We start from the raw sequence: 13,459 nt of genomic DNA on the forward strand, positions 1-13,459 counted from the left end.
GGTAGAGAAGAGCCAAGGCGCTGGTTCTCACGAAAGTAATCTCACCTCTAATCCGTCCCACGCCACACCGCAACCCAGAAGCACCGACCACTCCTGCATGACGAATGACAATCCCCCATGGGGGTTGCCCGCATGAAATTTGTTCTGTAGATTTTCATGAAATTATAAGAAATAAATTTCATGAGGCCGCGAATGTTTCAGCAATCCCAGCGCCATGTCGACAGCTATTACGCCCACAGTTGCGCCGCCATCCTCCGCGATCGACCTGCATTGAGCGGTGACCACGATACCGACGTGGTGATCATTGGCGCCGGTTTCAGTGGGCTGCACACCGCGCTGCGCCTGGCGTTGGCCGGCAAGCGGGTAACGTTGCTGGAAGCCAGCCGGGTGGCGTGGGCGGCCTCGGGGCGCAATGGCGGGCAGGCGATTCTGGGCTGGTCGTGTGATATGCCGCCGCTGGAAGCCGCGCTTGGTCATGAGCGGGCTAAACGGCTGTGGGACGGCATGCGCTGGGCGGCTCGCGAACTGCGTGAACTGCCGGGGCGGCATGCTTTCGACTGCGACTATCGCCCGGGGCATCTATGGACGTCGGTGATGCCGCGCCGAGTCAGTCTGCTGACCGAATGGCAACACGAAGCGAGCCACAAATGGGGCCACGATGCGTTGCAATTCATCCCGCGCGAAGAACTGCCGCGATGGGTCGCCAGCGAGCGCTATCAGGCAGGGCTTTACGACCCGGAAGGCGCGCACCTCAATCCGTTGAAACTGGCACTGGGTCTGGCGGCTGCCATCGAACGGGCCGGTGGCTGCATCTTTGAGCAAAGCAAAGCACTGAGTTATCAGGAGGAGGGCGCAGGTTTTCGGGTCAACACCGAGCGCGGTTCGATCAAGGCCGATGTATTGGTGCTCGCCTGCAACGCCTATCTCGATGAACTCGATCCGCAACTGTCCAGCTGCATTCTGCCGGTGGGCACCTATCAAGTCGCCACCGCGCCGCTCACCTCAGAGCAAGCCACCGCACTGTTGCCGAGCAATGTCTGCGTGACCGACAACCAGTTCGTCCTCGATTACTTCCGCCGCACGCCGGACAACCGTTTGTTGTTCGGCGGTGGCTGCACTTATCTGGGCGGCATGCCCAAGGACATCGTGGCGGCGACCCGGCCGTTTCTCGAACGGGTGTTCCCGCAGCTCAAAGGCGTCGAGGTGCAGTTTGCGTGGGGCGGGCACATCGACCTGACACTGAACCGCACGCCGGATGTCGGCGGCGCGGGCAACCGTTACTGGCTGCAAGGTTACTCGGGCCACGGTGTGCTGCCGACACTGGCCGCCGCTCGCGCCGTGTCCGATGCGATTCTCGGCAATGCCGATGAGTTGGCGTTGTATCAGGGCCTGAGTAATGGCAGCTTCCCCGGCGGCAAATACCTCGCCGCACCACTCGAAGCCATCGGCAAAGCCTGGTATCGCCTGCGAGACAGCATCTGATGAATTCTTTTCCGGAACCCCGGCCATGAACAAGCAAGAAGAAATCGCTGCGCTGGCGATCCTGATCCACGATCTGCGCAAGCATAAGAAGTGGACCCTCAAGGAGCTAGCCGACAAGATCGGTCGCTCGGTGGGTTTTCTCTCGCAAGTCGAGCGCGGCTTGTCGCGGCCCACCGTGGCCGACCTGACGGCGATCAGCGAAACCTTCGGCGTGCCGACCACCTATTTCTACAGTTTGCCCAAAGCCAAGGAATTGCCGTTTGTCACGCGCCCGGACGAGCGTCGCACGCTGTATTACGCCAACGGCATCACTGACATCCTGGTATCGCCGCAGATGCGCGCCTCGTTTTCCATGCTCGAAAGTCATCTGGAAGCAGGCGCGAGCAGCGGTGACCGGCACATCAGTGACAGCTCGGAGCAGGGCGGTTACGTGCTCGAAGGCGAACTGACCCTGTGGCTGGGCGATGACGAAGAACCGGCGACGCTCAAGGCTGGCGATAGCTTCCAGTTCGACAGCCACACCCGCTGCCGCTACGGCAATCTCACCGACCAGCTCACCCGCGTGCTGTGGGTCTACACCTGATAACAATCAAAGGATGAACACGATGGACGCTGTCTGCGCTGACCTGCTCGCTGAAGTACGGGCGTTTCGCCAACGCTACCCTGAGGTGCGTTATGTCGACCTGATTTGCCTGGACATTCCGGGGCACTTCTACGGCAAGCGCTACCCCGTGGACATGCTCGAAAAAGTCGCCGCCGGCAGCGTGCTCAAACTGCCGCAAAACTGCGTATTGCTCGGTGTGCAGGGCGGTTTGTTCAAGATCGGCGACTACTGCTTCAACGATGGCGATCCGGACGCCGTGCGCCGCCTGGTGCCCGGCACCCTGAAACCGGTGACCTGGGAAGCCCAGCCGCTGGGGCAGATGCTGATCACCTCCGACGGCACCGAAAACCCCATCGAATTCGAACCCCGCGAGGTCCTCTCACAAGTGCTGAGCCGACTGGCGCGCAAAGGCATTCACCCGGTCGTGGCCTTTGAACTGGAGTTCTACCTGTTCGACAAAAAACTGCGCGACGGCCTGCCGCAATTCCCCCGCGACGACCTGACCGACGATGCCGATGATCAGCCCAACCTGCACATCGAACGCCTGTCACGCTTCGCGCCGGTGCTGGATGAAATGGTCGAGGCCAGCCGCGCTCAAGGCATCGACGCCACCGTGATCACCGCAGAGTTGGGCCCCGGCCAATTCGAAATCAATTTCGGCCATCTCGACGACGGTTTGCGCGCAGCCGACTGGGCGGCGCTGTTCTGTCGCAGCACCCGAGGCGTTGCGCTCAAACACGGCTATCGTGCCAGTTTCATGGCCAAGCCGTACTTGCAGCATCCGGGCAGTGGCATGCACGTGCACGTCAGTCTTTACGATGCGCAGGGCAATAACTTACTGGCGGCGAATCAGCAACAGCCGCTGCGCCATGCCATCGCCGGGTGCCTGGAATTGTTGCCGCACAGCATGCCGATCTTCGCCCCGAACCAGAATGCGATGCGGCGTTTGGGCGGCACGGTGAATACGGCGACCAAGGCGAGTTGGGGGTTTGAGGATCGCGATGCGTGTTTGCGCATTCCCGAGTCGGACGAAAAGAACCTGCGCATCGAGTACCGACTGGCCGGGGCGGATGCCAATCCGTATCTGGTGTTGGCGGCGATTCTGGTGGGGTTGGAGCATGGACTTGCTTCAGGCAAGGAGCCGATCGCGCCGCTCAATGACGATCGCAACAGCGGGATTGGATTCCCGACGGAGATGTTCGAAGCGGTGAGGGCGATGCAGCATCAAGCGCAGTTGCGTGAAGGCCTGGGTGCGGAGTTTGTCGACGTGTATTGCGAGAACAAACGCCAGGATCATCTGGCGTTCATGCAGGAGATCAGTGCGCGGGAGTATCGCTGGTATTTGTGATGGGAGCCCCTCAGGGAGCACGGTTTATCACCGCCAATTCCGCAGACGTATAGTGCTTGTCCCAAGGCGCGATTACTCATAAACCCTCGAGTGAGTCGACTTATTAAAGTCAATGACACCGGTCAGTAGCCGGCACAAGGAGGGACTATGAACGCCACTGCGATTCCCGAGGGTTTCACCCCGTTTACCCGCAGCAGCCCGTTGCTGGATTTGCTTGGCCCGATTTACGCGAGGGGCAACGGGCTGCAACTGGAATTGGGATTATTGACCGACTCGCGACTCGCGACTCGCGACTCGCGACATGCCAATGGCCGCGGCACGTTGCATGGCGGTGTATTGGCAACACTGGCCGATGTGGGCATGGGTTACGCCATGGACGGCCTTTCGTGAATGCCTGTTTTCGGCCAGAAGCGGACGTCCATGAACCACCGTTTACAAGCTGACCCGGTCTTTTTTTTGCCTGAGCTTTTGACGAGCTGGATGATGCTGACGCTGGCCGGGTCATTCGGCCTGGTCTTCTTCAAGCCTATTGCGCAGGTGGTTCAGAACCTGATGGGTAGTCTGGATAGCATCGATGTCCAATCCTTCCGCCAGCTCATTAACCCAGGGCATCTGAAGCTTCATCGCCAGATCGAATGCTTCTCTTCCAGCTTCAGTCAGGACAACCAACTGCGCCCTGCGGTGGTGTGGGTTCGGCTGAAACTCCAGCAGTCCATCCTTCACCAGATCGTTGACGATCCGCTGAACGTTTTGCCGATTCGCCCCCATGTCGCGAGCAATCCATGAAACCGGTTGTGCTCGTTCGGCGTACACAATCGTACCCAGTAGTTGCCAGCGGGCGCTTGTCAGACCTAGCTCTGCGACGAGTCGATCGCCTGCAGTAAGCAGACGCGCACTTGCACGAAAGATCTCAAGAACCAGATCGCTCGTGGCACTTCCTGCGGGGGTGTAGTTTATCTTTTTCATGGCGCGAATCCTTCCACGTTGACACCATGATGTCAATCGCAGTAGGTTTGGATCGTGAAACCCAAACTGTCATCATGATTACAAGTTAGAGGTCGCCATGCTTTCTATTCGCCCCCTTGATCCGATCGTCCCCATCACTCAACAGCTGCAGTGCAGCGAAGCTCCAGTGGTATTGATCAACCTTTTCACTGTCGACGCAGACGATGTACCTGATCTCCTTTGCGCATGGGAGCTGGATGCCAACTGGATGAAACAACGTGCCGGCTTCATCTCCACGCAGCTCCATCAGGCCATCGGTGGCAGCAACATGTTCTTGAATTACGCCGTATGGGAATCGGTAGAGCGGTTTCGCGAGGCTTTCAATCATCCAGAGTTCGCCAACGCGTTGGCGCGGTATCCCTCAAGTGCCTTGGCCATGCCACATCTGTTCACCAAAGTAGCTGTGTCGAATATCTGCACGGCCTGAGTATTAACCAACTGTCTGACGGTATTAGATAAATGCTAAGACGATTACATTTGGTCTCCAGCACGCTGGCACTGCTGTGCATCGCCACCTTCTTTCTGTCGACCATTTTTGTCGAGCTCATCGGATCCCGACACTCGATAGCCTCACTCAAGCACCTGATCGTGAGTCCCGGGCTTTGGATATTGGTGCCGGCAATGATTGCGACCGGTGCAAGTGGGGTGTTAATGAGTCGAAAACGACAAGGACGACTGGTCGCTTTGAAGAAGAAACGCATGCCATTCATTGCCGCCAATGGACTGTTGGTTCTGATGCCGTGCGCCATTGTGCTCAACCAATGGGCGTCGGCGGGAAGCTTCGATACGCGTTTTTACTTCGTACAGGTAATCGAACTGATCGCAGGGGCCACCAATCTCGCGTTAATGGGGCTGAATATGCGTGACGGCCTGCGCCTCAGCGGCCGACTGCTGCGGGTTGCACCTCACAGACGGTAAGCTGAATACTGGCTTCTGTCTGTCTTGAAAAGCTGGGCCGAAACCTGCCATTCGTGACTGGCTGCTATCGGCCAGAAGCAGCCTTTCGTGAAAGGCAACGAACGAATAAAACGTAATGCTGGTGAAGTTGGTCGGTAAGGATAGCGAGACGGTCATCAGCGCCCTGATCGAAAACGCCCGCGACTTACCCCAAGAACTCTACAAATCGCTGACGTGGGATCGTGGCAAAGAGATGGCTGACCATAAGCGCTTTACGGTGGCTACCGACATAAAGGTCTACTTCTGCGATCCTCATCGTCCTTGGCAACGGGGATCGAATGAGAACACCAACGGGTTGTTAAGGCAGTACTTCCCGAAAGGGACTGACCTTGCAGATCACTCGCAAGCCACACTCAATGAAGTAGCAAGGCAGCTAAATAAGCGCCCTCGAAAAACACTAAACTACGAAACGCCCGCTGAACGATTTAGCCAATCTGTTGCGTCCACCGGTTGAATCCACAGCCGATAGCAGTCATTTCGCCTTCACATTTTCACGGCCCATAAACCATAAAATGCTTCGCGTGGCCTATCAACATACTGCGCAAGAAGTTGCGCAGTATGTCGTAATATTTCAGGGGTAAATCCTCTGTAGCCCAATCAGTACAAGCTCTCCAGTCAAGTGCGCAAGAAGTTGCGCAGTACTGCGCAACTTCTTGCGCACTTTCTTCTGATTTCAATGCTGAAAATCGCCCCGAATGATCCCCAACTATCGCTCTGCTCCCGCCGGCCGGGCACTTCACAAAACCTGGCACGCTCCTTGATAACAGTCAGGCACCCACCGGGCGATTCCGCCTCCCGGGCACCTTAAATTTATCCGCAAGGAGAGCACCCCATGGCAACACCAGCGTACATGTCGGTTACCGGCGAAAAACAAGGTCTGATCACTGCAGGCGCTTTCACCGCCGACTCCGTTGGCAACACCTACCAGGAAGGCCACGAAGACCAGGTCATGGTTCAGGCTTTCAGCCACGACGTGATCATCCCGCGTGACCCGCAATCCGGTCAGCCAACCGGTCAGCGCGTACACAAGCCAGTGGTGATCACCAAGGTCTACGACAAGGCTTCGCCTCTGCTGCAAGCCGCTCTGACTTCGGGCGAGCGCATGAGCGAAATCGTTATCCAGTGGTTCCGTACTTCGGCTCAAGGTACTCAAGAGCACTACTACACCACCAAACTGGAAGACGCGATCATCGTCGCCATCAACAACAAAATGCACAACTGCCAGGATCCGGGTAACTCGCACTTCACCCACCTGGAAGAAGTGCAGTTCACCTACCGCAAAATCACCTGGACCCACGAAGTATCCGGTACTTCGGGTTCCGATGACTGGCGTGCTCCAGTCGTTTAATTACGGCTGATCGCTTCACACATCGGCCAGCTCTGCTGGTCGATGTTGCTTTGCCCTTCAAGAATATTTGATCTGCTGATGAGGCTCGCGCCGCAGCACTGCACGAGGAACAACGGATGTTCAGTTCAGCCAATCAGACTCACTTCAGCCTGACTATCGAAGGGGTTCAGAGTGATCTCCAGGTGCTCTCCTTTTCCGGCAAGGAGGCTATCAGCGCACCCTATACCTTCGATGTGGAGCTGGTCAGCGAGCGACACGAACTGGACCTTGAAAGCTTGCTCCACAAGCCCGCTTTTCTCGCTTTCAGTGATAGAGGGGACGGAGTTCACGGGATCATCCATCGAGTAGAACAAGGGGCCAGCGGCAAACGTCTGGCCCGCTACAGCCTGACGTTGGTTCCGCAACTTGCTTATTTGAGTCACCGAATCAACCAGCGCATTTTTCAACACCTGCCGGTCAACAAGATCATCTCGCAGGTACTGGAGGAGCACGGCATTCTGAGCAATGCCTACCAGTTCCAATTAAGTACGGTTTACCCCGAACGCGACTACTGCGTGCAGTACGACGAGTCAGACCTGCAGTTTGTCCAGCGCCTGTGCAGTGAGGAAGGAATTCACTATCACCATCAGCACAATCAAACGGGCCACCTGTTGGTGTTTGGTGATGATCAGACTGTGTTTCCCAAGTTAAGTCAGCCAACCGAGTATCAGGCCGGCACCGGTATGGTCGCGGACAAGCCAGTGGTCAAGGGGTTTGATTTGCGGGTGGAGGCTCGTACCAGCCGTACTACGCGGCGTGACTATGACTTTGAAAAACCGAGCATGCTGCTGGAGGCAAAGCACCAGACTGAAGGTCAGGCGCAGCAGCCAGACCTTGAAGACTATGACTACCCAGGTCAATTCATCAGTCGTGAACGTGGCAAGTTACTGAGTCAGCGTGCACTGGAGCGTCATCGCACGGATTACCGTCTGGTGAGAGGTAACAGCGACGAGCCGGCTCTGGTCAGCGGTCACTTCCTGACACTGGCTAACCATCCACGTACCGCGTGGAACGATCTCTGGCTGCTGACCGAGGTCTGCCACGAAGGTCTGCAACCACAAGTGCTCGAGGAGTCGATCACCAGTAATGCGCAGCCTGCGGATGGTTTTGTGCAGGGCTATCGCAACACGTTCTCTGCCACTCCCTGGGACACGTTGTTCCGCCCCTCCATGACGCTCAGAAAACCGGTTCTGGCCAGCCAAACGGCGAGAGTAACGGGGCCTGAGGGGGAGGAAATACATTGCGATCAATACGGTAGGGTCAAGGTGCAGTTTCATTGGGACCGCGAAGGCCGCTTCGACGAAAACAGCAGTTGCTGGGTACGTGTGGCTTCCAGTTGGGCGGGGCCCGGATATGGTCAGGTGGTGATTCCGCGCATCGGCATGGAAGTATTCATCACCTTCGTGGAAGGCGATCCTGACAAGCCGTTAATTACGGGTTGTGTCCCGAACAAAATCACACCTGTGCCATATCCGCTACCGGCAAACAAAACCCGGAGCGTTTTCAAAACCAACAGCAGTCTTGGGGGCGGTGGCTCCAACGAGGTTCGTGTAGAGGACCGCAAGGGACAGGAACAGATCTACATCCATGCCCAGCGCGATCAGGACTGCACCGTCGAAAACAATGAAAGCCATTGGGTCGGAGTCAATCGAGTTCATTCGGTTGGTCAGGACGAAACCATCACCATCGGCCAAAACCGCGTCAGATTCGTCAAGGTCAATGACACGCTACAAGTTGGCGGCGCCAAACAGGACAGCGCCGGCACTCAATACCTGATGGAGGCGGGGATACAACTGCGTCTGGTCTGCGGCCAGAGTGTTTTCGAGATGAATGCCAGTGGAGAGATCAACCTGTATGGCACGAAGTTCAACTTCTCGGTAACGGGCGACGCACAGATCAATACCGGGGGCAATCTCGATATCAACATGCCTGGCGGGGCTGCCGCTACGGACCCTGGTGCTGATGGCGCAAAAGGTACCATCGATGGCAGGGTCGAAAGTGTTTTCTCCAATCCGCCACAACCAGCCTTTTGAACCCGCAACCCAACAAAATAGAGTCGAGTAAATGGATTATTTTATTCAGGAAGGCAAACTCACTTTGCCAACAGGCTTTCAGGACCGCAGCGTCAATATGTTTGTGCCGGGTGTCACCCTGCCGGCGCCATTCAGCCTGACCGTGTCACGTGATAACACACTTCCGAGCGAAGCCTTGCCCGACTACGTCGAACGTCAGGTCAGTCTGATTGCGGCGAAGCTGCGCAAATACCAACGCCAGAGCACCGTCCATGTCGAACTTTCTGCGCAATCGCCGATACCCGGCCTGCAAGTCGATGCGCACTACCAAAGCGATGGTCGCCCGGTTTACCAGCGCCAGGCCGCTTTCTTTGTCGGACCTGACCGGGCGCTGATTTTTACCGCCACCAGTCAGGTGCCATTCGACGATCAGTTGAATCAGCTATGGGTGAACGTTCTGGCAAGCTTTGAGCAGCAATCTCCTGTCACCGCAACACCCTAAGGACTCCCGACATAAAAGGTCGGCAAGACATGGAAGTTTCCGATGTTTGAAGCAGCACGGTTTGATGATGAGGTTGCTCATACCAACGCTCTCTTGGGTTTTTTGGTAGGCGCCGCCTTGGGCTTGGCACTTGTCGCGGTTGCATCGATCTTTGTTGTTGCAACCTGTGGATTCGGTGCCGGGTTATTGGTCGGGATTTTGGCGGGCCTGGGAGGTTCCGGGCTGGTGATGGCGGGTGAAGCCATAGGGCGAATGTGCAAGGCGCCCGCCGGAGGGATCACGAGTGGTTCCAGTAACGTCCGTATCAATGGCCTCAAGGCAGCCTACGTGCAAGGCAGTTTCGGTATCTGCAAAAAACACCCGGCGCCACCGATGGTGGCGGAGGGTTCTGGCAAGGTATTTATCAACGGTCTGCCAGCTGCCCGTAAGGGCGACAAGCTGACCTGTGGCAGTGTGATCGACAGCGGTTCAGAGAACGTCTTCATCGGTGCTGAAAAGGAACAGTACCTACCGATCGACGATGAGGTACCCGAATGGCTGCGCAATACGGTTGATATCCTCATGATCGTAGCCGGCCTTGCCGGCAGCCTTGGGCAGTTAGCGCTCAAAGCTGGCCAGGTGGGTCTTAAAAAAGCGGCCCCCTGCGCACTGCAATTCGCCGCTGGTTTTGTGGCGGGTGAATTGGCTTCTCGGTTTGTCATCGGCCCGGCTATTAGCCGAGTGGCCGGCGGCTTGTTTGGTAACCCGGTGGATGCAATCAGCGGGCGCAAATTGCTCCTGGAAGAGAGCGAAACAGACTTTGCTCTTCCAGGCCTCATGCCTATTGTCTGGTCGCGTTTCTATGCGAGCGACATCAGTCACGAAGGCCTGCTAGGGCGTGGCTGGACCCTGCCGTGGGAGCAAAGCCTGCGCCTGGAAGATGACCAGCTTTACCTGCGCGACAACCAGGGGAGAGATCTGAACCTGCCAGGCCTTGAGCCTGGGGAGCGGTTTTTTCTGGCCAGCGAGCAGATGTTTCTGGTGCGCTCCGAAGGCGGGCACTACCTTATTCAGACGCTCGACAATACCTTCTTCTATTTCGGTGAGTTATCCGAAAGCGGCCAATCCTCGCCGCTGCGCCGCATCGAGAATGCACTGGGTCACTTCCTCACGTTCCACTACGACACACAAGATCGTCTGAGCGATGTCTGTGCTTCCGGCGGCATTCGCCTTCACTTGTGTTACGACCACCATGCACGACGCCTGAGTCGAGTTGAACGGGTGGTGGACAACCGGTCAGTGGAAACCCTGGTTCAATACCACTACGACGCCGCGGGACAACTCCAGAAAGTCATCAATCGCAACGGCGACCGGGTGCGTAATTTCGCCTACGAACACGGGTTAATGGTTGCTCACGAAAATTCGCTGGGACTGGTTTGTAATTACCGTTGGTCAACACGCTTCGACGATCATCAGCCTCGTGTAGTCGAGCAGTGGACCAGCGACGGCGAGCGTTACCATTTCCAGTACGACCTTGCCCAGCGGCAAACTGAAATCCGTGACGTAATCGACCGAGTCGCCCGGATCCACTACAACGAAGGCCGTCGGGTGGTTGCCAGTCGTGATTTCGGTGGCGAGCAATACGGCTTCGAGTTGGACGCCTCGGGCAATATGACTGGCCTGGAGTTGCCCGATGGCAACAAACTGGCATTGGCCTACGACGACTATTCTCGCCTGGTTGAGGAGATCGATCCGCTGGGTCGCAGCACCTGCTACAGCTACCACCTCAACACCAGCCTGATAGCCAGCATCCAGCGCCCTGACGGCAGCAGCCAAAGCTGGGTCTACGACCGCAGCGGTACGTTGCTTGACAGTATTGACCCGTTGGGTCAGATCACCCAGTACTTCAACAACAATGATGGCCTGCCCCACAGCTGTACCGACCCAAAGGGGAATACCACCCGCCTGTGGTGGAACGGGCTAGGCCAAATTGAGCAGTATCAGGATTGTTCTGGTCATCGCAGTCACTATGCCTACGATGAAAGGCTGCATCTGGTCAGCATTACGGATGCCCTGGAACGCACGACTCGATTGACCCGCAAGTCCAGCGGTGAAGTAACTCGTATCGAGCATCCTGATGGTAGCCAAGACAGTTATAGCTACAACGTTCTTGGTCAATTGCTCAGCCACACGGATGCTGATGATCGCACCACCTACGTGACCCGTACCCCCCGTGGCTTGCTCAGCAAACGCCAAGACCCACGCGGTCAGTACGTTCATTATGAATACGATCAATGCCAACGCCTGATCGGTTTGCTCAACGAGAACAAGGTAGCCTATCGCTTCAGCTATGACGCCAGCGATCGTCTGAAAGAAGAAGTCCGAGTCGATGGTCTGCGCCGGCGTTTTAGCTATAACCTCAGCGGTACCCTCACGCAGTTGGAAGAGCTGGCCCGGCAGGGCTTCAGCGAGGTTTCGCGCCAGCAATACTTCGAGCACGACGCCGCAGGGCGCTTGGTCAGTCGCATCACCGACGACGCGCGTCTGGACTACCTGTATGACGATGTCGATCGCCTGATTGCCGTCGACCGTCAGCCCAGTGCAGCAGGCAAGGCTCTGGGAATCAGCAGTGACCATCTGACGTTCAGCTACGACGTCGCCGGCCAACTGCTGAGCGAAGACAGCAGCACCGGCAATCTCGTTTTCAGCTACGACGAACTGGGTAATCTCACCCGTTTGGAATTGCCTGACGGGCGTAAGGTCAATCACCTTTACTACGGCAGCGGCCACCTGCACCAGATCAACCTTGACGGTCAGTTGATCAGCGACTTCGAGCGTGACGCCTTGCACCGCGAGACGCTGCGTACTCAAGGCTTGCTGACCAGTCGCTACGGTTACGACACCAAGGGGCGCAAGTTGTGGCAGGCAGCTATCCATTTGCCTCACGAGCAACTCAGCCAACTTCAGGAAAAAACCGACAACCTGCTCGGCCATCCGCAGCATCCAGCCACAGCCCTGCACCGTCGCTACCACTACAGTCCGGGGGGCGAAGTGCAGCGCGTGACGGACAAACAGCGTGGGGTGACAAACTTCACTTATGACGCCAGCGGCCAACTGCGCAGTCGTCAACCCGATCATCCGCAGTTGCAGACGGAAGACTTCTCCTACGATCCCGCCGGAAACCTCAGTGGCAGCGGTCGCTGGCAATTTGAAAGTCTGCCGGACAATCGCCTCGTGGCCTTCAAGGACTTGCGCTTCAGCTACGACACCTGGGGCAACCTCAGCGAGAAAAGCAGTGCGGCCGGAGGCATGCAACGCTTTCACTACGACAGCGAAAACCGTCTGATCCGCGCGCAAACCTGGCAGGGTACAACCTTGAGCAGCGAGGCTCGTTACCACTACGACGCCCTGGGCCGGCGCATAGGTAAACAGGTCACGCAAGACGGCCAGACTCAAGAAACAAAGTTCCTCTGGCAAGGCTTGCGTCTGCTCCAGGAACAACAGTCGCACTTACATAGCCTGTACCTCTACGAACCGGATAGCTATGCACCGCTGGCCCGTATCGACAGCGACCCCGAACTGCCGGAACAGGAAGCTCGACACTACTACTTCCACACCGACCAGATCGGTACGCCGCAGGAAATGACCAACGCCGAGGGGCACGTGGTGTGGCGCGCCTATTACAAGGCGTGGGGTGGACTGGAGGCGTTGTCACCGAATCTGGTTGATCAAAATTTACGCTTTCAGGGGCAGTACCACGACCGGGAAAGCGGACTGTACTACAACACGTTCAGGTACTACGATCCTGCGGTGGGGAGGTTTACCACTCAGGATCCGATTGGACTGATGGGGGGGATAATCTTTATACATACGCTTCAAATCCAACAAGCTGGGTAGATCCCTTTGGCCTGACGTGTACCAAAATATTTAACAAACGGCACAACATCTCGAAAAAATGGGTAGGAAAACTTTCTGGAAAGAGCCCTGATCAAGTTGAAATTCTACTGAAAAAGAAAGGTTACACCAGAAGCACAACAAACTTAAATACAAACAAAACCCAACACACTCAATTCACCAGAGTAACAAAAAGCGGAAATACTGACGTACTGGACTATCATCCAGGAGGAGGCGTGCACGAATCAAGCTATTGGAAGGTGTATAGAAACAATGAAGTACAAGGACG

At 56.6% G+C, this 13,459-nt stretch carries 10 protein-coding genes and 2 pseudogenes; 11 read left to right on the top strand and 1 reads right to left on the bottom strand.

The window, feature by feature from the left end; translation table 11 throughout:
• Positions 1-192: 192 nt before the first annotated feature.
• The 4 genes and pseudogenes from KI231_RS13900 to KI231_RS13915 form a co-directional block, all read left to right on the top strand.
• Positions 193-1,482, top strand: a complete 1,290-nt coding sequence (locus KI231_RS13900; protein ID WP_213028613.1) for an NAD(P)/FAD-dependent oxidoreductase — start codon at positions 193-195, stop codon at positions 1,480-1,482.
• Positions 1,483-1,507: 25 nt separating this feature from the next.
• Complete coding sequence (locus tag KI231_RS13905; protein WP_213028614.1) at positions 1,508-2,065, top strand: helix-turn-helix domain-containing protein; 558 nt, start codon at positions 1,508-1,510, stop codon at positions 2,063-2,065.
• A 22-nt stretch (positions 2,066-2,087) separates the two neighbouring features.
• On the top strand, positions 2,088-3,434 hold the full coding sequence (locus KI231_RS13910) for a glutamine synthetase family protein (RefSeq protein ID WP_213028615.1): 1,347 nt from the start codon (positions 2,088-2,090) through the stop codon (positions 3,432-3,434).
• 147 nt (positions 3,435-3,581) lie between these two features.
• A pseudogene (locus KI231_RS13915) lies at positions 3,582-3,809 on the top strand (hotdog fold domain-containing protein); the annotation flags it as partial.
• A gap of 126 nt (positions 3,810-3,935) precedes the next feature.
• On the opposite strand, the gene KI231_RS13920 reads toward KI231_RS13915, so the two are convergent.
• Positions 3,936-4,400 carry a MarR family winged helix-turn-helix transcriptional regulator gene (locus KI231_RS13920; RefSeq protein WP_213028616.1) on the bottom strand — a complete coding sequence of 155 codons (465 nt, stop codon included), beginning with the start codon at positions 4,398-4,400 and terminating at the stop codon, positions 3,936-3,938.
• A 97-nt stretch (positions 4,401-4,497) separates the two neighbouring features.
• Here KI231_RS13920 and KI231_RS13925 point away from each other — a divergent pair, with 97 nt between their 5' ends.
• From KI231_RS13925 to KI231_RS13955, 7 genes and pseudogenes are all read left to right on the top strand, one after another.
• Entirely contained in the window at positions 4,498-4,866 is a 369-nt protein-coding gene (locus KI231_RS13925; RefSeq protein WP_213028617.1) for an antibiotic biosynthesis monooxygenase family protein, read from the top strand.
• A gap of 50 nt (positions 4,867-4,916) precedes the next feature.
• Positions 4,917-5,357 (top strand): hypothetical protein, encoded by a 441-nt coding sequence (locus KI231_RS13930; RefSeq protein WP_249412128.1) that lies wholly within the window; start codon positions 4,917-4,919, stop codon positions 5,355-5,357.
• A 112-nt stretch (positions 5,358-5,469) separates the two neighbouring features.
• Positions 5,470-5,850 (top strand): annotated as a pseudogene (locus KI231_RS13935) (IS30 family transposase); the annotation flags it as partial.
• Positions 5,851-6,228: 378 nt separating this feature from the next.
• Complete coding sequence (locus KI231_RS13940; RefSeq protein ID WP_007919523.1) at positions 6,229-6,744, top strand: Hcp family type VI secretion system effector; 516 nt, start codon at positions 6,229-6,231, stop codon at positions 6,742-6,744.
• Positions 6,745-6,860: 116 nt separating this feature from the next.
• Positions 6,861-8,816, top strand: coding sequence for a type VI secretion system Vgr family protein (locus KI231_RS13945; protein WP_213028619.1), 1,956 nt, complete (start codon positions 6,861-6,863; stop codon positions 8,814-8,816).
• 31 nt (positions 8,817-8,847) lie between these two features.
• Positions 8,848-9,297: a DcrB-related protein gene (locus tag KI231_RS13950; RefSeq protein ID WP_213028620.1), complete on the top strand. Its 450-nt coding sequence runs from the start codon at positions 8,848-8,850 to the stop codon at positions 9,295-9,297.
• A 42-nt stretch (positions 9,298-9,339) separates the two neighbouring features.
• On the top strand, positions 9,340-13,173 hold the full coding sequence (locus KI231_RS13955; protein ID WP_213028621.1) for a DUF6531 domain-containing protein: 3,834 nt from the start codon (positions 9,340-9,342) through the stop codon (positions 13,171-13,173).
• The last annotated feature ends 286 nt before the right edge of the window (positions 13,174-13,459 follow it).

Source organism: Pseudomonas sp. Seg1 (genome assembly GCF_018326005.1).
Lineage (GTDB): Bacteria > Pseudomonadota > Gammaproteobacteria > Pseudomonadales > Pseudomonadaceae > Aquipseudomonas.